This is a genomic window from Streptomyces sp. NPDC056061 (genome assembly GCF_042266885.1).
Taxonomy (GTDB): Bacteria; Actinomycetota; Actinomycetes; order Streptomycetales; family Streptomycetaceae; genus Streptomyces.
This window is the reverse complement of sequence record NZ_JBHJWQ010000015.1, coordinates 26,857-50,542: the sequence shown is the minus strand read 5'-3', so window position 1 is coordinate 50,542 and position 23,686 is coordinate 26,857. Positions and strand designations below refer to the sequence as shown.

Genomic DNA, 23,686 nt, shown 5'->3' with positions numbered 1-23,686 from the left:
TCAGGCCACGGAGGTGATCACCTGGTCCGCCGACGGGCCCGCCTCGTGATGGATCGGGGTGTGCGCCCCCTTGAGCGGTACGCCGCTGCCACCGCGCAGATCGGCGACGATCTCGGCGGCGATCGACAGCGCGGTCTCCTCGGGGGTGCGGGCGCCGAGGTCGAGGCCGATCGGCGAGTGCAGCGCGGTGAGTTCCTTGTCGGTGAGACCGGCCTCGCGCAGCCGGTCGTTGCGCTCCAGGTGGGTGCGGCGCGAGCCCATCGCCCCGACGTACGCCACCGGCAGCCGCAGCGCGAGTGCCAGCAGCGGGACGTCGAACTTCGGGTCGTGGGTCAGGACGCACAGGACGGTGCGCGCGTCGACGGCGGTCCTCGCGAGATAACGGTGCGGCCAGTCGACGACGAGTTCGTCGGCGTCCGGGAAGCGGGCCTTCGTGGCGAAGACGGGACGGGCGTCGCAGAGGGTGATGTGGTAGCCGAGGAACTTGCCCGCGCGGACCAGCGCGGCGGCGAAGTCGATGGCCCCGAAGACGATCATCCGGGGCGGCGGGACGCTCGACTCGACGAGCAGCGTGATCGGCCGTCCGCAGCGCGAGCCCGCCGCGCCGATGGTGACCGGTCCGGTGCGGCCGGTGCCCAGGAGGGCGCGGGCCTCGGCCGTCGCCGTGCCGTCCAGTTCCGGCTGTCCGCCGAGGCCGCCGTCGTGCGGGCCGTCGGGCCGCACCAACAGGGGGCGGCCGAGGAGTTCGGCCGGCCCGTCGGTGATCCGGGCCAGTGCCACCGCCTCGCCCCGTGCGGCGGCGCCGAGCGCGGCGGCGAACACCGGCCGCGCGGGATCGTCCGCGCGGACCGGTGTCACCAGGATGTCGATGACGCCGCCGCAGGTCAGGCCGACGGCGAAGGCGTCGTCGTCGCTGTGGCCGAACTGTTCGCGCACGCTCGCCCCGTCGTCCAGCGCCCGCTCGCACAGTTCGTAGACCGCGCCCTCCACGCACCCGCCGGAGACCGAGCCGATCACCGTGCCCTCGCGGTCGACGGCGAGAGCGGCGCCCGGCTGGCGGGGCGCGCTGCCGCCGACCGCCACCACGGTGGCGACGGCGAAGTCGCGTCCCTGCTCGACCCAGCCGCTGAGCTCCTCGGCGATGTCCAGCATGGGTGTCTCTCCTTCTGCGGGTGTGCGGACGGCCGGAGGGCACCGGGAGGAACGGCGACTCAGGTGCCCGTGAGGTGTTCGGGCCGTACGGGAGTCCTGTTGAGTTCCAGACCCGTCGCGTTCCGGATCGCCGCGAGGACGGCCGGGGTCGACGACAGGGTGGGGGCCTCGCCGATGCCGCGCAACCCGTACGGGGCGTGCTCGTCGGCGAGTTCGAGCACATCGACGGGGATGGTCGGGGTGTCGAGGATGGTGGGGATCAGATAGTCCGTGAAGGACGGGTTGCGCACCTTCGCGGTCCTCGGGTCGACGATGATCTCCTCCATGACGGCGATGCCCAGGCCCTGGGTGGTGCCGCCCTGGATCTGCCCTTCGACGGACAGCGGGTTGAGCGCCTTGCCGACGTCCTGGGCGCAGGCGAGTTCGATGACCTTGACCAGGCCGAGTTCGGTGTCGACCTCGACGACCGCGCGGTGCGCGGCGAAGGAGTACTGGACGTGCCCGTTGCCCTGTCCGGTGCGCAGGTCGAATGCCTCGGTGGGCCGGTGGCGCCACTCCAGTTCGAGGTCGACCGCCTCGTCCTCCAGCACATCGGCCAGACCGGCCAGCACCTCGCCCCCGTCGGTGACGACCTTGCCGTCCTCCAGGAACAGTTCGGCGGTGGCCCAGGCCGGATGGTGGGTGCCGAACTTGCGGCGGCCCATCTCCAGGACCTTCTCGCGGACGGCCTCGCAGGAGTGCTTCACGGCGCCGCCGGTGACGTAGGTCTGCCGGGAGGCGGAGGTGGAACCGGCGGAGCCGACCCTCGTGTCGGCCGGATGGATCGTGACCCGGGCGACGCCGAGCTCGGTGCGGGCGATCTGGGCGTGGACGGTGACGCCGCCCTGGCCGACCTCCGCCATGGCGGTGTGCACGGTCACGACGGGTTCGCCGCCGACGGCCTCGATGCGCACCCGGGCGGTGGAGTAGTCGTCGAAGCCCTCGGAGAAGCCGACGTTCTTGAGGCCGACGGCGTAGCCGACGCCGCGGACCACGCCCTCGCCGTGGGTGGTGTTGGACAGTCCGCCGGGCAGGGCCCGCACGTCGGGCTGCTCCCCGGCCGTCTCCCACTGGCGCTCCGGCGGCAGCGGCCTCGCCTTCACCCGGCGCAGCAGTTCGGCGACCGGCGCGGGCGAGTCGACGACCTGCCCGGTGGGCAGGACGGAACCCTGCTCCATCGCGTTGAGCTGCCTGAACTCCACGGGGTCCATGCCGAGTTCGGCGGCGAGCCGGTCCATCTGGGCCTCGTAGGCGAAGCACGCCTGCACGGCGCCGAAGCCGCGCATGGCCCCGCACGGCGGGTTGTTGGTGTAGAGCGCCACGGCCTCGATGTCGACGTGGTCGACGACGTACGGGCCGACGCCGAGCGAGGAGGCGTTGCCGACCACGGCCGGGGAGGCGGAGGCGTAGGCCCCGCCGTCCAGCACGATGCGGCACCGCATGTGGGTCAGTTTGCCGTCCCGGGTGGCGCCGTGCTCGTACCGGAGTTTCGCCGGATGGCGGTGGACGTGCCCGAAGAAGGACTCGAACCGGTTGTAGACGATCTTGACGGGGCGGCCGGTGCGCAGGGCGAGCAGGCAGCCGTGGATCTGCATCGACAGGTCCTCGCGTCCGCCGAAGGCGCCGCCGACTCCGGAGAGCGTCATGCGGACCTTGTCCTCGGGAAGGCCGAGGACGGGGGCGATCTGGCGCCGGTCGGAGTGGAGCCACTGGGTGGCGACGTAGAGGTCGACGCCGCCGTCCTCGGCGGGCACGGCGAGCCCGGACTCGGGCCCGAGGAACGCCTGGTCCTGCATGCCGAAGACGTACTCACCGCTGACCACGACATCCGCGCGGGCCGCCGCCGCGTCCGCGTCGCCGCGGACGATGGGCTGGCGGTGGACGATGTTGGGGTGGGGTACGTGCCCCGCGTGGTGGTCGGTGCGGCCCTCGTGGACGAGGGGGGCGTCGGGGGCGAGCGCGGACGTCTCGTCGGTGACGACGGGGAGTTCGCGGTAGTCGATCCGGATCTTCGCGGCGGCGCGGCGGGCCGTCTCCGGATGGTCGGCGGCGACCAGCGCCACCGGTTCGCCGTGGTGGCGGACCTTGCCGTGGGCGAGGACGGGGGTGTCCTGGATCTCCAGGCCGTAGTGCTTCACCGAGGTGGGCAGGTCGTCGTGGGTGAGCACGGCGTGGACGCCGGGTGTGGCGAGGGCCTGCGAGGTGTCGATGGAGAGGATCTCGGCGTGGGCGACGGTGGAGCGCAGGGTGTGGCCCCAGAGCATGTCCTCGTGCCACATGTCGGAGGAGTAGGCGAACTCTCCGGTGACCTTCAGGATGCCGTCGGGGCGCAGGGTGGACTCGCCGATACCGCCCCCGGTACGGGTGCTCCGGTCGGTGCCGGTGGGGTTGCCGGTGACGCCCATCGTCAGGACTCCCCTTCCGTCCGGGCGGCCGCGAGGCGGACCGCGTCGAGGATCTTCTCGTAGCCGGTGCAGCGGCAGAGGTTCCCGGAGAGCGCCTCGCGGATGTCCGCGTCGGACGGCTCCGGGTTGCGTTCCAGCAGTTCGTCGGCGGCGACCAGCAGACCGGGGGTGCAGAATCCGCACTGGACGGCCCCGGCGTCGATGAACGCCTGCTGGATCGGGGCGAGTCCGACCCCGTCGACGGGGTCCGGGCCGGCCGGCCGGGCCCGCCACCGGCGTGCCTCGTCGAGGCTCGTGCCGCAGTCGCCGGGGGCGCAGCCGCTGCCGGGGTGGGCCCGGGAGCGGTGGGCGGCGAAGTCGGCGAGGCCCTCCACGGTGACGACCTCCCGGCCCTCCGCCTGTCCGGCGGCGACCAGGCAGGAGCAGACCGGGACGCCGTCCAGCCGGACCGTGCACGATCCGCACTCGCCCTGCTCGCAGGCGTTCTTCGAACCGGGCAGCCCCATCCGCTCGCGCAGCACGTGGAGCAGGGACTCGCCCTCCCAGACGTCGTCCGCCTCGTACCGGCGGCCGTTGACGGTGAGGTTGACGCGCATGATCAGGCGGCTCCTTCGCTGCTGCGGCCGTCGCCGCGGTACGACTCCCAGGTCCAGCCGAGGGTGCGGCGGGCCATGACACCCACCGCGTGGCGGCGGTAGCCCGCGGTGCCGCGCACGTCGTCGATCGGGTTGCAGGCGCCGGCGGCGAGGGCGGCGAACCGTGCGGCGACGGACGGCGCGAGGGCTGCCCGGCTGTCCCAGAGGCCGCCCTCCTCCAGCGCGGCGTTCAGGAACTCCTCCGCCGCCTTCGCGCGTACCGGAGTGGGGGCCGCCGAGCCGATGCCGGTGCGGACGGTGCGGGTCCCGGGGTGCAGCGCGAGTCCGAAGGCGCAGACGGCGATGACCATGGCGTTGCGGGTGCCGACCTTGGAGTACTGCTGCGGTCCGTCGGCCTTCCTGATGTGCACGGCCCGGATCAGCTCGTCCGGTTCGAGGGCGTTGCGCTTGACGCCGGTGTAGAAGGCGTCGATGGGGATCATCCGGGTGCCGCGCACGGACGCGGCCTCGACCTCGGCCCCGGCGGCGAGGAGTGCCGGGTGGGCGTCCCCGGCGGGCGAGGCGGTGCCCAGGTTGCCGCCGACGCCGCCGCGGTTGCGGATCTGCGGGGAGGCGACGGTGTGCGAGGCGAGCGCGAGTCCGGGCAGCTCGGCGCGCAGGTGCTCCATGATGTGGCTGTACGGCACACTGGCGCCGAGCCGTACGTTCTCCCGGCCGACCTCCCATGCGGACAGCTCAGCGATGCGGTTCAGGTCGAGGAGGTGCTCGGGCCGCCGGTGGTCGAAGTTGATCTCCACCATCACATCGGTGCCACCCGCGATGGGCACGGCCGCCGGATGCTCGGCCTTGGCGGCGAGCGCCTCCTCCCAGCTCGCGGGACGAAGGAAGTCCATGCGTGGCTCTCTTCTCGGTCGGGTCGTTCGCCGGGACGGGGACGGCCGGCCCTCGGCCGGTGATTCCTGTGTTGTTCACGCGATGTGGGCCAAGTACACAAGCCGTGCTCCACCCGGTGCAGTCACCGAAACCATGAAGCAGCCGACCGGCCGATCTCGTCGTCTTGTAGATTCGAACAAATGGCGTGGACCGGTGGCCTCACCGGATCCGCCAGTTGACCCCCACCCCAACGGAAGAGATCGGCGGCGACGAGATGCGGCTGCGCGCACTGCTGGAGACCGACGCGCTGGGCCTGCGGCTGCTCGGCGGCGAGGACGAGCTGGACCGCTCCGTCCGCGGCGTGATGACCACGGACCTGCGTGACCCCAGCCGCTACCTGTCGGGCGGCGAGCTGGTCCTGACCGGGCTGGCCTGGCGTCGCGACGCGGCGGACTCGGAGCCGTTCGTCCGCATTCTGGTGGGCTCCGGGGTCGCCGGGCTCGCGGCGGGCGAGGCGGAGCTCGGGGTCGTCCCGGACGATCTGGTGGAGGCGTGCGCGCGGCACCGGCTGCCGCTCTTCGCCGTCCACGAGACGGTCGCGTTCGCCACCATCACCGAGCATGTGGTGCGCCAGGTGTCCGGCGAGCGTGCGGGTGATCTGGCCGCGGTGGTGGACCGGCACCGCAGGCTGATGACCTCGGGCCCGGCCGGTGGCGGCCCGGAGGTGGTCCTCGATCTGCTCGGTTCCGATCTCGACCTGCGGGCCTGGGTGCTCTCCCCCACCGGGCGGCAGGTCGCGGGGGCCGCCGGCGCGCCGTCGGCCGGGCCGGTCGGGGCGGCGCTCGCCGGGCATCACCTGGCCGCCGCCCGGGCGGGCCGCCGGGCCCCGCACCGGGCCGTGGTCGACGGCATCACATACGCGCTGTTCCCGATCCGGAACACCGGGCGGGGCAAGGTCCCGGCCTCCGGCGAGGTGCGGGAGTCGGTGCTGTCGGACTGGCTGCTCGCGGTGGAGGCCGACCCGAGCGACTGGCCGACCGCCCGGCTGGACCTGCTCCAGGGCGTCACCCAGCTGATCGCGGTCGAGCGGGATCGACGCGACGCGGCCCGTACGGTGCGCCGCAGGCTCGCCCAGGAGGTCCTGGAGCTGGTCCAGACGGGTGCGCCGCCCGCCGAGATCGCCGCCAGGCTGAGGGTCGCCGCCCCGGTGCTGCTGCCGGGGCTGGGAACGGCACCGCAGTGGCAGGTCGTGGTGGCACGGATCGAATGGGGCGGCGCGGAGGGGTCAGCGGCGGGCGGGTCCGGCCCGGCCGTGCCGCCCGGACCGGTCGCCCAGGCGGTGCTGGAGGAGATCCTGATCGACCCGGCGGTCGTCGGCCCCGACTGCGCGGACCGGATCGCGGTCGCGCACACGGGCGACGAGGCCGTGGCCCTCGTACCGCTGCCCGGCCCGGTGGCCCCCGCCCGGGACACCGGCGGCGGGGCGGAGCCCGCCGAGGACGCCTCGCTGCACGCGGAGGTCCTGCTCACCGCCGTCCGCGAACCGCTCTCGGCGGGCCTCGCCGACGACGGCAGGCTGACGCTGGGGGTCAGCGCGGCCGTGCATTCGGCCGAGGGGCTGCGCGGCGCACTGGAGGAGGCCCGGCACGCCCGCCGGGTGGCGGCGGCCCGCCCCGGCCGGGTCTGCGCGGCCGGGCACCACGAACTCGCCTCGCACGTCCTGCTGCTGCCGTTCGTCCCGGACGACGTGCGCCGCGCGTTCACCGCACGGCTGCTCGACCCGTTGCGCGAGTACGACCGGCGCCACCGCGCGGACCTCATCCCCACGCTGGAGGCGTTCCTGGACTGCGACGGTTCCTGGACCCGCTGTGCGACCCGGCTCCACCTGCACGTCAACACGCTGCGCTACCGGGTCGGGCGAATCGAGCAGTTGACGGGGCGTGATCTCGCACGCCTGGAGGACAAGCTCGATTTCTTCCTCGCCCTGCGTATGAGCTGATTCCCGGGCCCCGCGGCGTCCCGTGCCGGGCCCAGCTCTTTGTGAAATATTTCACCTGACATTGACCCGACCCCTTGGCCCGGCGTACGGATCCGTGCTGAGATGCCGCCAGACCCACCGGCCGTCGGCCCGACTCCCGTTGGGCCGACCGCTTCTCGACAGCTCAATGGCGCGCTAGGGGAGGGCAATGTGGCGCATACCGCCATGTCTGGTTCCGGAACGACAGCAGATGACGATCCGCCGCTCCAGACAGCGGTATGGCGGCTGCGGTCACGCGCCTGCTGGACGGACGCCGCCGCGCTGCTCGAACACGACGCCGCCGCCGATCCGGCCGCGGCACTCCAGCGGACCGCGCTGCTGACCGAACGCTGCCTGTACACCGGGCAGGGCTGGACCGACGCCGAGGACGCCCTGCGCACCGCCGAGGCGCTCGCCCACGACGACGCCGAACGCGGCGCCGCCGCCTGCGAACGCGGTCATCTGGCGTACGCGTCGACACTTCTGGGGGTACGGGACCGGGCGGACGAGGCCAGCGTCGCCCTGAGCCGGGCGGCGGCGCTGCTCGCCCCGGCCGCTCCGAACCGTCCCCTGCTGGACTTCCGCCGCGGTCTGATAGCGCACAACATCGCCGACTCGCCGCAGGCCGCGCGGGCCGCCTACCGAAGGGCCCACGCCGGTGCCGCCGCCCAGGGCGACGCGCTGCTGCTCTCCTCCACCTGGCGCCATCTCGCCCTGCTCGCCCTGCGCGAGGGCGAACGTGCCGAGGCACGGCACGGTTTCGCCGAGTCCCTGCGGATACGAGAGGAGCTGGGGTACCTGATCGGTACGGCTCCGGCACTCATCGCGCTCGCGGACGCCGAGCCGGAAGCCGAGGCGGCGGCCCGGCTGCGCGCCGAGGCCGGTCGGCTGTTCCGGCTGCTCGGGGGCGTACCGACCTGGCTGGCACCTCACCTGGACCCGCCGCCCCCCGGGACCGCCGGGGCGAACTGAGCCGCGCGGGGAGCACCGGCGCCGTTGAGCGGCCGACGGGCCGGGCCACGAACCCGCCGGCCGTGGTCCCCGCCGCCCGCCCCGCGGCGCGGGTGCGGTGCGGGCCGTACGGGCGGAGCCGCTCGGGCCGGGAGGGCCCGTCAGCCGTCGGTACCGGTGAAGTGCTCGTGCACCAGCGACTGCGCGACGGCGAGGTCCTGGGCGATCAGCGCGTCGAGCAGCGCCGTGTGCTCGGCGGCGTCGGCGAGGAGGTCGGCTCGGCGGGTGGCGGGGTTGTTCGCCCGCGGCCACTGGGACCGGCGGTGCAGTTCGTCGGCGATCGCCACCAGCTGCTCGTTGCCGCCGAGCGAGAGGACGGCGCCGTGGAAGGCCCGGTCGCACTCGGCGTAGCCCGCCCGGTCGCCGAGGGCGGCGGCGGCCACGGCGGCCTCGGCGAGCGGGCGCAGGGCGCACCAGCGGGCCGGCGGGACGGTCCTGGCGAGCCGCAGCATGACGGGAACCTCGACCAGGGCCCGCACCTCGGCCAGCTCGGCCAGCTCGCGCGGCCCGCGCCGGGACACCCGGAACCCGCGGTTCGGCACGACCTCGACGGCGCCCTCGACGGCCAGTTGCTGCATCGCCTCGCGCACCGGCGTCGCGGAGACCCCGAAGCGGGCGCCGAGGGCCGGGGCCGAGTACACCTCGCCGGGCACCAGATGACCGTCGGCCAGGGCGGCCCGCAGGGCCTCCAGGACCTGGCCGCGCACGGAGTGCCGTCGCACCGGGGCGCGGGGGGCCAGTGGTTCGCTGTGGGTGTGCTCGCCGCGCACGTGCTCCGGGACCTGCTCGCCGCGTGTCTGTTCGGGCACCCGTACGGACGCGGAGGAGGTCGCGGGCACCGGCCGTGCCCGCCCGCACGTTCTGCCCTGCTCCACCCTGACCTCCTCGGCCTGCCGCGGGCGCGCGGATCGCGCGCGCCATGCTCCCGTGTGCACGATAGGCGGAGCGGGCCGCAGTTCAAACCTCGATCAACTCGGGTAAGGTAAGGCTTACCTGCAAGTATCGTGATTCGGCGGTCCCGCATGACACTTCCCGCCCTGTTGCCCGGCGCCACCGCGTCCGCCGTGACGGGCGCGTACGCGCGCCTGGCCGAGGTCTTCCCCGGGCTGCGCGCGGAGGTGCTGCCGGACGGCGAGGAAATGCCCCGCGGGGTCGGCTGGGTGCGCGCCGACGAACTCGCGGCGGGAGGTGCCGCGCTCGACGTGTTCCTCGCCCGGGACCACGCCCAGATGGTGCGGGACTACGGGCAGCAGCCGCGCCCCGACGTGGTGGCCGGCTTCGGGCTGCACCGGTACGCCTGGCCCGCCTGCCTGCTGGTGACGGTGCCGTGGTTCCTGTACCGGAGGGTGCCGCGGATCCCCGTCGCGGACGTGGCGATACAGCGGGCCCTGGGCCGCATGGCCGTCCGGGTGCGGGAATTCGCCTGCCTCCCGGACGATCCGGCGGCCGGGCTGCCCGGCGCCCGGGTGGTCCGGGACGAGGCGGCGCTGCGGGGCGAGGTGCTCGCCGCCGTCGCCGACCACATGGGCCCGGTGCTGGACGGCTTCCGGCCGCGGATGCGGCGCGGCAGGCGGGCGTTGTGGGGCATGGCGACGGACGAGGTCGTCGAGGGCCTCTGGTACGTCGCCCACCTGCTCGGCGAGGAACGGCGGGCGATGGCCGAGCTGGAGGCGCTGCTGCCCGGCACGACCGGGCCGTACGTGGGCACGGCGGGCTTCCGTGAGCTGACCGGACCCGACGGCGAGCCGCTCCCCACGCGCGACCGGGTGAGCTGCTGCCTGTTCTACACGCTGCGCCCCGACGACACCTGCGTCACCTGCCCCCGCACCTGTGATGCCGACCGGGTACGGAAACTGACGTCGGCTCACTGATCGACACCCCTCGTACGGGTAGTAGTATTCGAACGCAGATCACTGGCCGTGTGCGGATATTCGATGAGATCTCGGTTATCCGTATGCCCTGCCAACCCAATGGCGTTCTCTTGTCCCGAAACCCCCTGTGCGTGGCAGGGTTTCGGCAATCATGGCGCCCGAAATGCCCTACGTGACGCAAGGGACCGCGCATGAGACTTACCGACATATCGCTGAATTGGCTGCTTCCGGTGGCCGTGCTGCTCGTGGGAGTCCTGGCGGCGGTGGCGGTGGTCGTGCGCGGTAAGCGCGCCGCCGACAAAACCGCCACCGAGGACAGTTGGGAGCGCAGCGAGGAGCGCCGCAGACGCAAGGAGGCGCTGTACGCCACCGCCTCGTACGTCCTGCTGTTCTGCTGTGCGGCGGTCGCCGCCGCGCTCTCGTTCCACGGGCTCGTGGGCTTCGGCAAGCAGAACCTCGGCCTCACCGGGGGCTGGGAGTACCTCGTTCCGTTCGGCCTCGACGGGGCCGCGATGTTCTGTTCCGTGCTCGCGGTGCGCGAGGCCAGCCACGGTGACGCGGCGCTCGGCTCGCGGCTGCTCGTCTGGCTGTTCGCCGGTGCCGCGGCCTGGTTCAACTGGGTGCACGCGCCGCGCGGCATCGACCACGCGGGCGCTCCGCAGTTCTTCGCGGGGATGTCGCTCTCGGCGGCCGTGCTGTTCGACCGCGCACTGAAGCAGACCCGCCGGGCCGCCCTGCGCGAGCAGGGCCTGGTGCCGCGTCCGCTGCCGCAGATCCGGATCGTGCGGTGGCTGCGTGCCCCGCGGGAGACCTTCGGCGCCTGGTCGCTGATGCTGCTGGAGGGTGTCCGCACCCTGGACGAGGCGGTCGAGGACGTCCGCGAGGACCGGCGGGAGAAGGAGCAGAACCGTCTGCGCCGCAAGGAGCAGGCCAAGCTGGACCGGGCCCACATCAAGGCGCTGAACCGGCAGAACCGTGCCTGGCGCCGGGTGGGCCGGGGCGGAACCCAGGTGGACGTGCAGGCGGCCGTCGTCCCCCCTTCGGCGGGCTCCACGCAGCCCGCCGTGGAGCCCGCCATATCGGAACCGGGACAGCTGCCGCTGCGGCCTCGGCCCTCCCTGCAGGCCGTGACGGGGCCTGACGGCGGTGGCACGGACCGGAATCCCGGTGATCCGGTGACCGTCGACCTCACGGCTGAGGACGACACCCAGGCGCTGCCCCGGCTCGATTCGCTGGAGCGCAAACTGAAGGATCTGGAGCAGCAGTTCGGCTGATCCGCCGATCCTCCGATCGCCGCGAAAGGCCCTGACGACCCGGTTGGCCCCGGGCCGTCAGGGCCTTTCGCCGTCCAGTTCGAACCAGACGACCTTGCCCAGCGCGTGCGCGCCGATCCCCCAGGCGTCCGCGAGCCCGCGGACCAGGACGAGTCCCCTGCCGTGCGTACCGTCGTCGGCGTCCGGTACGTGCGACAGGGGCAGTCCGGAACCGAAGTCCCGTACCTCGACCCGTAGTCCGGTGGCGGTCACGCTCGCCGTGAGGACGGCACCGCCGTCCGTGTGGATCAGCGCGTTGGTGACCAGCTCGCTGAGCAGCAGCTCGGCCACTCCGGCGGGCTCGTCCGGCCACCGGTAGCGCAGGAACTCCCGTAGTGCGTGGCGGACTTCGCTCACGCCCGCCAGATCGGCGCGGACCAGTCTGCGACGCATCCTGGCCGGCTGCCGTCGCCATGCGACGGGTTGCCGCCCGGCCGCTTCGGTCATCGATTCGACATCTCTTCGACGTTCCATCATCTCCCCCGCACGCACAGTGGATCGCCCCCTCTTCTTCGTCCCGGTCGCACTCCTTCGCCGAAACCGTCACCGGGATGCATGCCCCGGCGGCGGGCCGCCACGCTTGTCGACTCATCAATATGTGAACGCGGGCACGAGGCGGTTGACGGTCGGTCGGACACGTGACCGTCACCTTTCCATCCCTCCGGTTAACTTCCACAGAATTCACATGGCTCGACATTGACGGACCCGTGTCTACGCGCGTCATCATGGTGGCCATGCGAATCCCCCCACGGATCACCACACTCGGCGGCGCCGCCGCCCTCCTGTCGGCCCTCGTCGTCGGCGGCCCCGTCACCGCGTCCGCCACCGCCGCCTCCCCGGCCTCGGTCGGCAGCATCTGCTACTCGAAGCTGCCCTCCCAGGCCCATGACACCCTCGACCTGATCGAGGTCGGCGGCCCGTTCCCCTACAAGCAGGACGGCACCGTCTTCCAGAACCGGGAGGGTGTCCTGCCCAAGCAGAGCACCGGCTACTACCACGAGTACACGGTCATCACCCCCGGCTCCCCCACCCGCGGCGCGCGACGCGTCGTCACGGGCGAGAAGGTGCGCGAGGACTACTACACCGGCGACCACTACGCCACGTTCAACCTGATCAACCGCGGCTGCTGACACCCGTCCCTCCGATCCGATCCGCGCCGTGGCCCCCCACCTGCGGCGCGGATCGCGGACGTGTACGGGCCGCCCCGCCCCGGTCCCGGACCGGTGCCGGCCGGGGCGCTACTCTCCGGCCATGACCGTGACCTACGTGATCGACGGCTCCCGGATCACCGGCCTGGAGCAGTTCTGGACCGTCATCGGCGAGGCCGTGAACGGCCCCGGCGGATACTTCGGCCGCAACTTCGACTCCCTGGCGGACTGCCTGAGCGGCGGCATGGGCACCCCGGACGACGAGGACTTCGTTCTCGAATGGCGGGAACACGCCCGGTCGGCGCGGGCGCTGGGCCACGAGGAGATGGCACGTCATCTGCGGCAGAGCCTGGACAGGGTGCATCCGTCGCACCGGTCCGACGTCCGGGCCCGGCTCGACGACGCACTGGCGGGACGGGGACCGACCCTGTTCGACCTGCTGGTGGAGATCCTGACGGACGGGACGAGACCCGGCACGCTGCGACTGCTCTGAGGAGCACGGGCGGCGGGCCGAACGGGGGGAGCCCGGGGCGCGCCCACACGTCGCGGTGCGCTCACACGTCGCGGCGCCGCACGACGAGAACGGCGAGCGCGATCGTGAGCAGCGGCCAGAGCGCGTACACGGTCCAGGAGCCGGGGACCGTGGCGGTGTAGCCCAGGGATTCGGGCTCCGGCTCCCAGGTCCGGACGAGGCGATTCCAGGCGGCCGACACCAGTGCGTGTTTGATGTCCGCCGACCAGCGATTGCTCTCCGAGAACATGGTGGGCAGCATCAGCAGGGTGAAGACGGCGGTGACCACGGTCCCGGCGGCATGCCGGAGCAGGACGCCGAGGCCCAGGCCGACCAGGGCACAGACCGGAGCCAGCAGCGCGGATGCCGCCAACGCCCGGAACACACCGGGGTGATCGATCGGAACCCCGGCCCGGTGCCCGTCCAGGACGGCCCGGGAGACCAGGAAGGACCCGGTGGAGGCGACCGTGCCGACCGCGGTCCACAGCGCTGAGGTGACGGCCGCCTTGGCCAGCACGACCGAACCGCGGGCCGGGACGGCCACGGTGGTGGTGCGGATCAGCCCGCTGCTGTACTCGCTCACGACGGTGAGGGCACCCATGCCGGCGGCGACGAGCATCAGCGTCCAGTAGCCGGCCGCCGGGTAGGCGTCGAAGGGCAGGAAGTCGGCGGGGCCGGATCTCGCGGTCCGGTCCGTCAGCGTGGCCACGGCGGCGGACCCGACGACGAACAGGACGGTGAGCCCGATCGTCCACGGTGTGGAACGCAGGGACCGCGTCTTGATCCACTCGGCGGCGAGCAGGTCACGGAAGCGGGCGGGCGGCGGTGCCGCGGGGGCGCTCCGGGGAGCGGGGGCTAGCGTGGTCATCACGGCTGTCCTGCCAGGTATTCGGTGCTGTCCGCGGTGAGTTCCATGAAGGCTGCCTCCAGCGAGGCGGTACGGGTGGTCAATTCGTCCACTCGGATGCGGTTCTCGAAGGCGAGTGCCCCGATTCGGTCCGCCGGGAGTCCGGTCACGGCGAGTTTCCCCGTCTCCGGGCCCTCCGGCTCGACCGAGGCGCCCGCAGCGGTCAGCACGGCCGCCAGCTCGGCGGTCTGCGGTGTCGCGACCACGACGCCGCGACGGGTGCTGCGGGCCGCGAAGTCCCCGAGCGGCTCGGCGGCGATGAGGCGGCCCCGGCCGATGACGACCAGGTGGTCGGCGGTGTTCTCCATCTCCGACATCAGGTGGCTGGAGAGGAAGACGGTGCGCCCCTCGGCGGCCAGGCGCCGGAGGAGTCGGCGTATCCAGCGCACGCCCTCCGGGTCCAGGCCGTTGATCGGCTCGTCGAACATGAGCACGGGCGGGTCGCCGAGCAGGGCGGTGGCGACGCCCAGCCGCTGCTTCATGCCGAGGGAGAATCCGCCGACGCGGCGGTTCGCCGCCTCGGCCAGTCCCACCGCGTGAAGCACCTCGTCCACCCGGCGCCGCGGGATGCCGTTGCTGCGGGCCAGGGCGGACAGATGGGCCGTGGCGCTGCGTCCGCCGTGGATCTGTCCGGCATCGAGGAGGGCTCCGACGTGCCGCAGTCCGCGCGGGTGGCGGTGGAAGGGGACGCCGTCGACGGTGGCGCCGCCGCCGGTGGGCGCGTCCAGACCGAGGATCAACCGCAGGGTGGTGGACTTGCCGGCGCCGTTGGGACCGAGGAATCCGGTGACCCGGCCCGGCCGCACGGTGAAGGAGAGATGGTCGACGGCCGTTCTGCCGCCGTAGCGCTTGGTGAGTTCGCTGACTTCGATCACGGCGTCCACACTGCCGGGAGCATCCCGTCCGGGCATGCGGCCGCGGACGGCAATCGTGCGGCGGGTTCGGCCCGTGGGCGTACGTCCCCGGGCTGATGCCGCGCCGACGGTGACGGGTTAGCCTCGCGGCGTGAACCCTGTGACGATCACTCCGCTGCCTGCGCACGTCGCGCATCATGCCGTTGTGCCCGGGAGGGAATGCCTCCGATGACGAGAACCGGGGCCGTGGCCTGGGCGGGGGGTGTCTGCTACGTCCTCGTGGTGGGTCTGCTGGTCGGGGGCGCACCGCGGGCGTCGGGCACGATCCACGGTGTCGGGGCGCTGCTGGCGGCGAGCCTGCTCGTCGGCGTGGTGCGACGGATGCCGCTGACGGCTCTTGCCATGGCGCTCCTCGGATCCACTGCCGTGGTGGTGGGCCCTCCGAGCTCCCGGGAGAGCCTGGCGACGCCGTTCCCGGGGCAGTTCCTGTCGTTTCTGGCGGTGGACCTCGTGCTGGGCTTCATCGTCGCCACCTGCGCACGGCGGCCTTCGGCGGTCGCGGTGACCGGGTCCGTCGTCGCGCAACTCCTGGTGATCGCCGGTTTCTCGCCCGGGGACGGCCTGATCGCCGACGAGGTGATCGCCTTCCTGGCGGCGGCGGCGTCCTGCATGGCCGGTCTGCTGACGCGCGAGCGCCGCGAGCACGCGGTGGCACTGCGCGCACATGAGGTGACCGAGGCCGTGACTGCCGAACGTCTGCGCATCGCACGGGAGTTGCACGACGCGGTCGCGCACAGCATCGGCATCATCGCCATCCAGGCCGGTATGGGCAGCCGGGTCATCCGGACCCGGCCGACGGAGGCGCGCGAGGCCCTGCGCGTCATCGAGGCCACCAGCAGAGAGACCCTGTCGGGTCTGCGGCGCACGCTGGTGTCGCTCCGTCGGACCGACGGGGGTCCGGCCGCCGCGCAGCGGTCACCGCTCGCGCCCTCGCCTGGGCTGGAAGACGTCGAACAGTTGGCGGCGGCGACCGCCGGTGCGGCGGTACGCGTCGATGTGCGCCGCAGCGGGAAGCGGCGTCCGGTGCCGGCCGCCATCGACCTGTCCGCCTACCGGATCGTGCAGGAGGCGCTGACCAACGTGGTCCGGCACGCGGACACCGGGCATTGCCGGGTGTCCATCGACTACGGGGACGAGGAGCTGTCCGTGGAGGTCGTCGACGACGGATGCGGCGCCGCCGGGAACGGCCCGGCCCACGGCTTCGGCCTCGTCGGGATGCGCGAGCGAGTCGGGCTGCTGGGCGGCCGGCTCGTCGCCGGGCCGCGCCCCGAGGGCGGATTCCGGGTGGCGGCGAGGCTGCCGCTGCCCGCACCCGCCGGAGCTCCGGCGGAGGCCCGATGACCGTCCGGGTGGTACTGGTCGACGACCAGCCGTTGGTCCGGTCCGGTCTGCGGGTGCTGATGGCCGATCACACCGACCTGGAGGTCGTCGGTGAGGCCGCCACCGGCGACGAGGCCGTCCGGCTGGTCGGGGACGTCGGCCCCGACGTCGTGGTCATGGACATCCGGATGCCCGGCATGGACGGGATCGAGGCCACCCGCCGGATCACGGCAGGTCCGGCGTCCACGCGCGTCCTCGTCCTGACCACCTTCGACGAGGACGACCACGTCTACGCCGCGCTCCGGGCCGGTGCGAGCGGCTTCGTGGTCAAGGACATGGCACTGGACGACATCCTCGCGGCGATCCGTGTGGTCGCCGCGGGCGACGCCCTGCTCGCGCCGGGTGTGACGCGCCGGCTGATCGCGGACTTCGTCCGGCCCCCGGCGGCGGCCCCGGAGCGCTCCCCACGACCGGTCGGGGGCATCACCGAGCGGGAACGGGAAGTGCTGACCCTGATCGGACGCGGCCGGTCGAACAGCGAGATCGCCGAGGACCTCTTCATCACGGTGGCCACCGCCAAGTCGCACGTGTCGCGGCTGCTCACCAAACTGGGCGCCCGGGACCGCGTCCAGCTCGTCATCACCGCCTATGAGACGGGGCTCGTCGCCCCGTCCCGCTGACGGCGTTCCCCGGGGCGGTCCGGCAACGGTCGTGCGGCAGGCCGGTGGGGCGGGAACACCGCTCCACCGGCCTGCCGTTGCCCGCACGTACGGGGACGTGCGATTCCGGGGATCAGTACTGGGTGGTGACGCTCACCCCGTCGAAGCTCTCGGTGGCGTGCAGACTGATGAAGCGGTCTCCGGCCTCCGGGTGGTCGATGGTCAGCGTGTGCTCGTTCCCGGCTCCGACGGCCCGGCTGGTGTAGTCAGTGGTGGTCGCCCACTTGTCCGCGTTGTAGTAGAGGTCGGCGTCGCCCGTACCGCCCGTCACGGTGATCTGCAGCTGAGCGGTGCCCGCCGGAATGCGTACGTACAGGTAGGCGTAGTCGTCCTTGACCGCCTTCAGCCCGCTGCGCTTGCAGTTCTTGCCCAGCTCCCTGGTGTCCTTCCCGGTGCACTCGCCCCCGGGCTCGGTGGGCGTGCCGCCGCCGCAGCTGCCGGCCGCGCAGGCGTTCAGCCAGGTGTTCCAGTCGGCTTCGTAACGGTCGCCGATGGTCGATGTGAGCAGGGTGCGGGCACCGTCCCAGTCGCCCTTGCGGTAGAGGCCGAGGAGGGTGTCGACGTCCCCGCGGTGGGACTCCAGCATGTAACGGACGGCCAGATAGCCCCAGTTGTAGACTCGGGTCTGGTCGGCGTTCTCATAGGTGGTGTCGTACAGGGTCCGCAGGGTGTAGGTGTGGTTCGCGGCCTGGGCGGCGGCGTCGTCGTAGTCGACCTTGCGGTACGAGTAGGAGACGTACTCCGCGAAGCCCTCGACCCACCAGACGGTCGGCGTGGTCAGTCCGTCCTCGAAGTCGCCGTACATGTTGAAGCGGCCGTCGAGGTAGTGCGTGTATTCGTGGTTCAGGTTCCAGATCTGGAAATCGGGGCGGACCCACTCGGCCTCGTAGGCGATGAACCGGGGCTGATTGCCTTCCGCAGCGGGGTCGCCTTCCAGGTACATACCGCCGTTGTTCGTGTTGATGCCGTAGATCGCGCCCGCGTAGGTCTGGTAGTCGGTGCTGGAGTCGAAGACCACGACCTCGATGGTCTTGTTGTTGTCGTCGGCGACCGGACCGTTGTCCCGGGCGACGTCATGGAAGTAGGCGTCCTGGTTGCGCAGACTGGTGCAGCTCGCGTCGAGCTCCTCGGCGGACATCTGCTGCGCAAGGATCTGGATGCTGTCGCTGCATGTGTGCTTGACGGGGAGAACCGCGGTCTTCAGGCGCTCGGCGAGGTCGCAGGTGCCGTACTGCGAGCAGTTCGCCTTGTCGTAGGCCTCGACCATCTGCGCCATGGCGACCCAGAGCGGGGCGGTGGGGCCGGTGATGGAGCTCTTGCCGAGCAGTTCGGCGACCAACGGGCTCACCTTGGGGCGCAGGGAGTCTTCCTTGAGGAAGCGGCCGAGCTCAAGTCCCGCGTTGGAAGCGAGGAACGACTGCTTGGTGCCCAGCAGGTCGAGATGGCTCGACGCGAAGTCGCTGAGGGCGTTCAGCGCGCTGGGGTCGGCCTCCACCGCGGCGATGAACTCCGGCACCTGGTGACCGCGGAAGAACACCGTGTACACGCTGTTCACGGCGTTGACCATGTAGTAGAACTCGTTGTACGAGGAGTCGTAGTCGGCCAGCAGCCGCTTGACGATGGGCAGGTAGCGGGCGTTCTCCACGGCGCTGTCGATCAGAATGACGGCCTCGGACAGGGTCTGCCCGTTGGCGTCGGTGACGTCGAAGGCGTGCGAGGAGGCGAAGAACGCGTCGAGCGCGCCCTGGATGGCCGTCCGTAGCTGCGGGCCGTACTCGCCCACCGTGTCGGGGTCGTAGTACTGCACGAAGTACCCGGCTCGGAGATAGAGGACCAGCTGGGGCATGCCGGTACTGCTGTCGCCGGGGTAGGCGGTCGATCCGTCGCGCATGGCGTTGGCGACGGTGACCATCTGCTCCTCGCGGAAGGCCAGATTGCCGTCGTTGCCCTTGACGCGGAACAGCGTGTTGACGCAGTCGGTCGTCGACGACTTGATCTGCTGGACCAGGTCGCTTCCGGTGCGGCTGGTGAAGTCGCTGACATTGCACTCGGCCGCGGTCCGGGCCTTGGATCCGCCCTTGGCCTTGAAGTCGGCCTTCATCGACGGCGGCACGTGGCTCGGGCGCGCGGCGCCCGGGTCGTCGTAGTCCCGCCGCAGTGCGTCCTTGGACGCGGACAACGGCGGGCGCTCGGCGGCCTTGAGGGTCTTGCGGCCGAAGTGGTCGGCGTCGTCCGCAAATGCGGTCGGCGACTCGGCGGACGGGCCGCCGGGCTCGGGAGATCCGTCCGCCGCGTGTGCCGTTGCGGAATCACCGGCGAGAGCGCCGCTCCTCGCCGCCGTCGCCACGGCGGCGGGGTCATGCCCGGTGGCCCCGCTGGGGGCGGCGAGCAGGCCCACCCCCAGGCAGGCCGCGAGTACTGCGGTGGATAGTCCGGTGATTCTCTGTCGAACCGTTCGGTTCTTCACGTGCCGCCTCCCAGCGGTGTGTCGACCGCGCGACCATGCGCGGCTGTGGGGGAATGCGCGGGGGCGGGTCCGGTCGCTTCCGGCCGACCCATTGGGTGACATGACCACGACCACCCCCGCCACGCGCTGTACAATGGCACATGTCACATGTTCTTTGGAACCCCTCTCGCGCACATTCATCTCCGCGACAACTCCCTGCCACCACACCCGGTTTCCGCTGTGCCCCGATACGCACCGCTCGACGGCACCGGATTCCCGGCCACCGGACGACCACCGGGGCGAGGACCAGGCCGGTCACGTCCTGGTCCTGGAGCCCGACGGCGACGAGCGGCACGAGGCGGTGCTGCTGTATCTGCGCCCCCGTTCGCCCCGCACCGGGCGCGAGTTCTACCGCGACCGCAGGTACGGCGAGTTCTGGGCCGGCCGCCGCCCCGACCTGGCCGAGGCGGCCCGGCTGACCGGCAGCCGCTGCGCCCATCCGGACGCCTGGGAGAAGCTGCTCACCGGGCCGCAGCCGCCGACCCGGGTACTGACCGGCATGGATCCGACCGTCGACGAACTCCTGTGCCCGCGGGTCGTTCCCGCCCGCACGCCGGTCACCGGCCCCGCCCGAGACCGTGCCGGCCGAACTCCGCCTCGCCAAGGAGCCCTGGGAGGTGGGGCAGTTGCGGCATGCCGTCGACGCGACGGTGGCCGGCTTCGAGGACGTGGTGCGGTGCCTGCTCCGGGCGCTGCGGCATCCGCTTGGCGAGCGCGGGATCGAGGGCGTCTTCGATCTGCGGGCGCGCCCGGAGGGCAACGGCCCCGGCTATTCCGCGATCGCCGCGGCCGGGGCGCACGCCTGTGTCATGCACTGGATCCGCAACGACGGCCGTCTGGACCGCGACGAACTGCTGCTGCTGGACGCCGGGGTGGAGACGGACACGCTGTACACGGCCGACATCACCCGTACCCTGTCGCTGCCCGGCCGCTTCTCCCCCGTGCAGCGCGAGGTATACGAACTGGTGCCGGCAGCGCAGGACGCGGGCATCACGGCACTGCGCCCCGGCGCACTGTTCCGCGACTTCCATCGGGCGGCCATCCGGGTCATCGCCGAAGGACCGCACGGGTGGGGTGTGTTGCGGATGTCCGCGGACGAGGCGCTCGAAGCCGACAACGGCTTCCACCGCCGCTACACGCTGGCAGCAGCGGCCACATGCTCGGCATGGACGTGCACGACTTCGCCCGGGCGCGCGCGGACGCCCACCTGGACGGACGGCTGGAGGCCGGTCAGGTCCTGACGGTGGAGCCGGGCCTCCACCTCCGGCCGGACGACGAGACCCTGCCCCCGGCACCGCGCGGAACAGGGGTGCGGATCGAGGACGACCTCGTGATCACGGACGACGGCGCCCGGCTCATGTCGTCCGCGCTGCCCCGCACCGCCGTCGGGATCGAGGAGTGGATGGCCGCAATGTCGGACGGATGAGGGCGCGTCGGGTGATCTCGACCGGACGGCGGACGCGGCATGGCGCGGGCGATTCCACGACGCCCGAGGCATGCGTGCCGGAAAGCGGCCGCCCGGTCAGAGGTCGCCCGACCGGCTCCGAGCCGAGGCGGAGCCGGTCGTGGCGGGTTCGGCGTGCCCGATCCGCCACGACGGCCGGCTCTCGCCGAGGGCCTGCCGGACCGCGGATCCGGGCAGCACAGCTGTGCCGGCGTCAGCACTCCGCCGCGGTCAGCGGCATCGCCGCGGCCCCGCGTTCCCCCTCGCCCTCGGCATCGCCGTCCTCCTCGGCCCAGAGCGACCTGACATGGGACATGTGCGTCAGCATCCGCTGCTCGGCGCCCCGCACGTCACCGGCGATCATGAGATCGAGCAGCTGGACGTGCTCCTCGGCAGAAGCGGTCAACTGCCCCGATTCGGAGAGCCGGTTGAGACCGAAGAGGCGCGAACGCTTGCGCAGGTTGCCGACCTCCTCCACCAGTCTGCGGTTGCCGGCCAGGGCCAGCAGTTCGAGGTGGAAACGGCGGTCCGCCTCCAGGTAGCCGAGGATGTCGTGCTCGGCGGCGGCCGCCACGATCGCCTCGGCGAGCGGCCGCAACGCCTTCAGCTCCTCGGTCCGGCCCATCCTGGTGATCCGGCCGACGGTGGGCACCTCGATCATGGCGCGCAGCTCGGTGAAGTCGTCGAGGTCCTGTTCGGTCAACTCCGTTATCCGGAAGCCCTTGTTGCGGACCGCTTCGACGAGTCCCTCCCGGGCCAGATCGAGCATGGCCTCGCGGACCGGGGTGGCGGACACACCGAACTGGGCCGCGAGCGTCGGGGCGGAGTAGATCATTCCCGGACGGAGGTCCCCGGCGATCAGGGCCGCCCGGAGTGCGTTCGCCACCCGGTCGCGCAAGTGCTCCTGCGCCGATATGGCGTTGAGAGTCGTCAGGCGGGCCATATGTGTTTCCTCCAGCGCCGTACGGTCCCTCAGAATACAATGTCACGTTTCCATCGGGCCCCTCCGTGCCGACCGGGGGCAGCCGGGCCGGGCACCGTGATCCGACGCCGCCCGCACCGCACGGCCGCCCGCCGGGCGGCGGTCTCACCTCACGACGCACCCCGGGAACCGCACCGCGGCCCTCACAACAGGAATCCCTCGGGAAAGGGATCGGACGGGTTCAGGAAGAACTGCGCGGTCCCGGTGATCCAGGCGCGGCCGGTGACCGTCGGGACGAGCGCCGGCAACCCGCCGACCTCGGTCTCCGCCACCAGTCGGCCGGTGAATGAGGTGCCGATGAAGGACTCGTTCACGAAGTCGGTGTGCAGGGGGAGTTCACCGCGCGCGTGCAGTTGGGCCATGCGCGCCGAGGTGCCGGTTCCGCAGGGTGACCGGTCTAACCATCCGGGGTGGATGGCCATCGCGTGCCGGGAGTGCCGCGCGTCGGATCCGGGGGCGATGAACTGCACGTGCTTGCGGCCGTGGATGTCCGGGTCCTCGGGATGGACGGGACGGTCGGTGGCGTTGACCGCCTCCATCAAAGCGAGTCCGGCCGTCAGGATGTCGTCCTTGCACGCCCGGTCGAACGGCAGCCCCAGGTCGGAGAGGTGGACCATGGCGCAGAAGTTGCCGCCGTAGGCGAGGTCGTAGCGCACCGGCCCGTGTCCGGGGACGTCGGCGGTGCGGTCGAGCGCGACGCCGAACGCGGGAACGTTGGTGAGCGTGACGGCGGTCGCGGCCGGTGATGACACGGGTGGGCATGCCCTCGGTGTGCGAGTCGACCGCGTGGAAGACGTGACGTGTCCGCAAGGTCTCTCCTGGTTCGTCACGGACGGGACAGAGCGAACGGCTACGCGGGGTCCGGGTTTTCCGGGGAGCGGGCCCGGCCGGGCGCGTACCGGACCCGCGGTGGTGCGGGAGGAACGGGGGCCTTCGTTCGGACCGGGCCGGCCCCGCGGGCGCGGCGACGAACGGCGCGATCCGGGCGGGAGGCCCCTGGGCGAGCCCTCAGCGGTGCCCGGCGGCCAGCGCCTGCTCCGTCGCGGAGCGCACGGCCGCCGCGTCGGCCTCGGGAAGCGGGAGGCGCGGCGGCCGGGTGGCGCCTCCGCGGCGTCCGGCGACGTCCATGGACGCCTTGATGGCCTGGACGAACTCGGGCTTCGAGTCCCACCGGAGCAAGGCGTGCAGTTCCCGGTAGAGCGGCAGCGCGGTCGTCAGGTCCCCCGCCGCGGCGGCCCGGTACAGCTCGACGCAGCTGACCGGCAGCATGTTGGGACAGCCGGCGATCCAGCCGACCGCCCCGGCCAGCACGAGTTCCAGCAGGACGTCGTCGGCGCCCACGAGCAGGTCGAGGTCCGGTGCCCGTTCGACGATCTCGTAGGCTCTGCGGACGTCGCCGCTGAACTCCTTGACCGCGACGATGCTGCCGTCCCGGTGGATCTCGGCGAGCAGCGCGGGGGTCAGATCGACCTTGGTGTCGTACGGGTTGTTGTACGCGACGACCGGAACACCGGCCTCGGCCACCACGGCGTAGTGGTCGCGGACGGCGGCGTCCTCGCAGCGGTAGCCGTTGGGCGGCAGGAGGAGCACGGAGCCGGCACCCGCCTCCCCGGCCCGTTCCGCCCAGCGCCGCGATTCGGCGCTGCCGTACGCGGAGACCCCCGGCATGACCCGGTCGCCGTCGCCCGCCGCCTCGACGGCGACCCGGACCACCTGCTCGCGTTCCGCCTCGGTCAGGGTCTGGTACTCGCCCAGCGATCCGTTGGGGACCACTCCGTCGCAGCCCGCCTCGATGAGTTGCCGCACGTGCGCGGCGTAGGCGTCGTAGTCGATCGTGCCGTCCTCGCGCAGGGTGAGCGGGGTGGCGACCATGACTCCGCGCCAGGGACGGGTGCGGGGGGTGACGTTCGTCGTCTGCATCGTGGCTCCTCGTCTCCTTGAGAGGTGTGACATGTCAC

The 23,686-nt window shown here is 72.3% G+C and carries 19 protein-coding genes and 2 pseudogenes; 9 read left to right on the top strand and 12 right to left on the bottom strand.

What is annotated here, in order from left to right; genetic code table 11:
- The 4 genes from ACFC79_RS21320 to ACFC79_RS21305 are packed head-to-tail and all read right to left on the bottom strand — an operon-like array spanning position 1 to position 5,085.
- A complete protein-coding gene (locus ACFC79_RS21320) occupies positions 1-1,152 on the bottom strand; it encodes an XdhC family protein (RefSeq protein WP_376242340.1) in 1,152 nt (383 codons plus the stop codon).
- Between the two features lie 59 nt (positions 1,153-1,211).
- Complete coding sequence (gene pucD, locus ACFC79_RS21315) at positions 1,212-3,596, bottom strand: xanthine dehydrogenase subunit D (protein ID WP_376242338.1); 2,385 nt, start codon at positions 3,594-3,596, stop codon at positions 1,212-1,214.
- 2 nt (positions 3,597-3,598) lie between these two features.
- Positions 3,599-4,192, bottom strand: coding sequence for a (2Fe-2S)-binding protein (locus ACFC79_RS21310; RefSeq protein ID WP_376242336.1), 594 nt, complete (start codon positions 4,190-4,192; stop codon positions 3,599-3,601).
- Between the two features lie 2 nt (positions 4,193-4,194).
- Entirely contained in the window at positions 4,195-5,085 is an 891-nt protein-coding gene (locus ACFC79_RS21305; protein WP_376242334.1) for an FAD binding domain-containing protein, read from the bottom strand.
- Between the two features lie 254 nt (positions 5,086-5,339).
- On the opposite strand from ACFC79_RS21305, the gene ACFC79_RS21300 reads away from it, so the two are divergent.
- Both ACFC79_RS21300 and ACFC79_RS21295 read left to right on the top strand, forming a co-directional pair.
- Positions 5,340-7,064 (top strand): PucR family transcriptional regulator, encoded by a 1,725-nt coding sequence (locus tag ACFC79_RS21300; protein WP_376242587.1) that lies wholly within the window; start codon positions 5,340-5,342, stop codon positions 7,062-7,064.
- A 204-nt stretch (positions 7,065-7,268) separates the two neighbouring features.
- A complete protein-coding gene (locus ACFC79_RS21295; protein ID WP_376242332.1) occupies positions 7,269-8,054 on the top strand; it encodes a hypothetical protein in 786 nt (261 codons plus the stop codon).
- A gap of 140 nt (positions 8,055-8,194) precedes the next feature.
- Here ACFC79_RS21295 and ACFC79_RS21290 read toward each other — a convergent pair whose 3' ends face one another.
- Positions 8,195-8,968 carry a GntR family transcriptional regulator gene (locus ACFC79_RS21290; protein ID WP_376242330.1) on the bottom strand — a complete coding sequence of 258 codons (774 nt, stop codon included), beginning with the start codon at positions 8,966-8,968 and terminating at the stop codon, positions 8,195-8,197.
- A 147-nt stretch (positions 8,969-9,115) separates the two neighbouring features.
- On the opposite strand from ACFC79_RS21290, the gene ACFC79_RS21285 reads away from it, so the two are divergent.
- Positions 9,116-9,964, top strand: a complete 849-nt coding sequence (locus ACFC79_RS21285) for a (2Fe-2S)-binding protein (RefSeq protein WP_376242328.1) — start codon at positions 9,116-9,118, stop codon at positions 9,962-9,964.
- Positions 9,965-10,155: 191 nt separating this feature from the next.
- Positions 10,156-11,238 (top strand): DUF2637 domain-containing protein, encoded by a 1,083-nt coding sequence (locus tag ACFC79_RS21280; RefSeq protein ID WP_376242327.1) that lies wholly within the window; start codon positions 10,156-10,158, stop codon positions 11,236-11,238.
- Positions 11,239-11,295: 57 nt separating this feature from the next.
- Here the strand turns inward: ACFC79_RS21280 and ACFC79_RS21275 are convergent, their stop codons facing one another.
- Complete coding sequence (locus tag ACFC79_RS21275) at positions 11,296-11,670, bottom strand: ATP-binding protein (RefSeq protein ID WP_376242325.1); 375 nt, start codon at positions 11,668-11,670, stop codon at positions 11,296-11,298.
- Positions 11,671-12,011: 341 nt separating this feature from the next.
- Here ACFC79_RS21275 and ACFC79_RS21270 point away from each other — a divergent pair, with 341 nt between their 5' ends.
- On the top strand, positions 12,012-12,407 hold the full coding sequence (locus ACFC79_RS21270) for a ribonuclease domain-containing protein (protein ID WP_376242323.1): 396 nt from the start codon (positions 12,012-12,014) through the stop codon (positions 12,405-12,407).
- Positions 12,408-12,528: 121 nt separating this feature from the next.
- Entirely contained in the window at positions 12,529-12,918 is a 390-nt protein-coding gene (locus ACFC79_RS21265) for a barstar family protein (RefSeq protein ID WP_376242321.1), read from the top strand.
- 61 nt (positions 12,919-12,979) lie between these two features.
- Here ACFC79_RS21265 and ACFC79_RS21260 read toward each other — a convergent pair whose 3' ends face one another.
- Both ACFC79_RS21260 and ACFC79_RS21255 read right to left on the bottom strand, forming a co-directional pair.
- Positions 12,980-13,804: an ABC transporter permease gene (locus ACFC79_RS21260; RefSeq protein ID WP_376242319.1), complete on the bottom strand. Its 825-nt coding sequence runs from the start codon at positions 13,802-13,804 to the stop codon at positions 12,980-12,982.
- Positions 13,804-14,718, bottom strand: a complete 915-nt coding sequence (locus ACFC79_RS21255) for an ATP-binding cassette domain-containing protein (RefSeq protein ID WP_376242317.1) — start codon at positions 14,716-14,718, stop codon at positions 13,804-13,806. Before ACFC79_RS21255 ends, ACFC79_RS21260 begins: the two co-directional genes overlap by 1 nt.
- Positions 14,719-14,925: 207 nt before the next feature.
- On the opposite strand from ACFC79_RS21255, the gene ACFC79_RS21250 reads away from it, so the two are divergent.
- Together ACFC79_RS21250 and ACFC79_RS21245 are read left to right on the top strand one after the other, a co-directional pair.
- On the top strand, positions 14,926-16,098 hold the full coding sequence (locus tag ACFC79_RS21250; RefSeq protein ID WP_376242315.1) for a sensor histidine kinase: 1,173 nt from the start codon (positions 14,926-14,928) through the stop codon (positions 16,096-16,098).
- On the top strand, positions 16,095-16,757 hold the full coding sequence (locus ACFC79_RS21245) for a response regulator (RefSeq protein ID WP_376242313.1): 663 nt from the start codon (positions 16,095-16,097) through the stop codon (positions 16,755-16,757). The genes ACFC79_RS21250 and ACFC79_RS21245 overlap by 4 nt, the downstream gene beginning before the upstream one ends.
- Before the next feature lie 112 nt (positions 16,758-16,869).
- Here the strand turns inward: ACFC79_RS21245 and ACFC79_RS21240 are convergent, their stop codons facing one another.
- Positions 16,870-19,263, bottom strand: a complete 2,394-nt coding sequence (locus ACFC79_RS21240) for a M9 family metallopeptidase (protein WP_376242311.1) — start codon at positions 19,261-19,263, stop codon at positions 16,870-16,872.
- A 277-nt stretch (positions 19,264-19,540) separates the two neighbouring features.
- Here ACFC79_RS21240 and ACFC79_RS21235 point away from each other — a divergent pair.
- A pseudogene (locus tag ACFC79_RS21235) lies at positions 19,541-20,728 on the top strand (M24 family metallopeptidase); the annotation flags it as partial.
- A 232-nt stretch (positions 20,729-20,960) separates the two neighbouring features.
- Here the strand turns inward: ACFC79_RS21235 and ACFC79_RS21230 are convergent.
- The 3 genes and pseudogenes from ACFC79_RS21230 to ACFC79_RS21220 all read right to left on the bottom strand — a co-directional run bounded on the left by ACFC79_RS21230 (position 20,961) and on the right by ACFC79_RS21220 (position 23,648).
- Positions 20,961-21,689: a GntR family transcriptional regulator gene (locus tag ACFC79_RS21230; RefSeq protein WP_376242309.1), complete on the bottom strand. Its 729-nt coding sequence runs from the start codon at positions 21,687-21,689 to the stop codon at positions 20,961-20,963.
- A gap of 182 nt (positions 21,690-21,871) precedes the next feature.
- A pseudogene (locus ACFC79_RS21225) lies at positions 21,872-22,480 on the bottom strand (proline racemase family protein); the annotation flags it as partial.
- A 256-nt stretch (positions 22,481-22,736) separates the two neighbouring features.
- Positions 22,737-23,648 (bottom strand): dihydrodipicolinate synthase family protein, encoded by a 912-nt coding sequence (locus ACFC79_RS21220; protein ID WP_376242307.1) that lies wholly within the window; start codon positions 23,646-23,648, stop codon positions 22,737-22,739.
- Positions 23,649-23,686 lie beyond the last annotated feature (38 nt).

What these genes read in the sequence shown, in the direction of transcription:
- ACFC79_RS21320 (WP_376242340.1), bottom strand. Translation starts at nt 1,152, where the DNA reads ATGCTGGACATCGCCGAGGAGCTCAGCGGCTGGGTCGAGCAGGGACGC.
- pucD (WP_376242338.1), bottom strand. Translation starts at nt 3,596, where the DNA reads ATGGGCGTCACCGGCAACCCCACCGGCACCGACCGGAGCACCCGTACC.
- ACFC79_RS21310 (WP_376242336.1), bottom strand. Translation starts at nt 4,192, where the DNA reads ATGCGCGTCAACCTCACCGTCAACGGCCGCCGGTACGAGGCGGACGAC.
- ACFC79_RS21305 (WP_376242334.1), bottom strand. Translation starts at nt 5,085, where the DNA reads ATGGACTTCCTTCGTCCCGCGAGCTGGGAGGAGGCGCTCGCCGCCAAG.
- ACFC79_RS21300 (WP_376242587.1), top strand. Translation starts at nt 5,340, where the DNA reads ATGCGGCTGCGCGCACTGCTGGAGACCGACGCGCTGGGCCTGCGGCTG.
- ACFC79_RS21295 (WP_376242332.1), top strand. Translation starts at nt 7,269, where the DNA reads ATGTCTGGTTCCGGAACGACAGCAGATGACGATCCGCCGCTCCAGACA.
- ACFC79_RS21285 (WP_376242328.1), top strand. Translation starts at nt 9,116, where the DNA reads ATGACACTTCCCGCCCTGTTGCCCGGCGCCACCGCGTCCGCCGTGACG.
- ACFC79_RS21280 (WP_376242327.1), top strand. Translation starts at nt 10,156, where the DNA reads ATGAGACTTACCGACATATCGCTGAATTGGCTGCTTCCGGTGGCCGTG.
- ACFC79_RS21275 (WP_376242325.1), bottom strand. Translation starts at nt 11,670, where the DNA reads ATGCGTCGCAGACTGGTCCGCGCCGATCTGGCGGGCGTGAGCGAAGTC.
- ACFC79_RS21270 (WP_376242323.1), top strand. Translation starts at nt 12,012, where the DNA reads ATGCGAATCCCCCCACGGATCACCACACTCGGCGGCGCCGCCGCCCTC.
- ACFC79_RS21265 (WP_376242321.1), top strand. Translation starts at nt 12,529, where the DNA reads ATGACCGTGACCTACGTGATCGACGGCTCCCGGATCACCGGCCTGGAG.
- ACFC79_RS21260 (WP_376242319.1), bottom strand. Translation starts at nt 13,804, where the DNA reads ATGACCACGCTAGCCCCCGCTCCCCGGAGCGCCCCCGCGGCACCGCCG.
- ACFC79_RS21250 (WP_376242315.1), top strand. Translation starts at nt 14,926, where the DNA reads ATGACGAGAACCGGGGCCGTGGCCTGGGCGGGGGGTGTCTGCTACGTC.
- ACFC79_RS21245 (WP_376242313.1), top strand. Translation starts at nt 16,095, where the DNA reads ATGACCGTCCGGGTGGTACTGGTCGACGACCAGCCGTTGGTCCGGTCC.
- ACFC79_RS21230 (WP_376242309.1), bottom strand. Translation starts at nt 21,689, where the DNA reads ATGGCCCGCCTGACGACTCTCAACGCCATATCGGCGCAGGAGCACTTG.
- ACFC79_RS21220 (WP_376242307.1), bottom strand. Translation starts at nt 23,648, where the DNA reads ATGCAGACGACGAACGTCACCCCCCGCACCCGTCCCTGGCGCGGAGTC.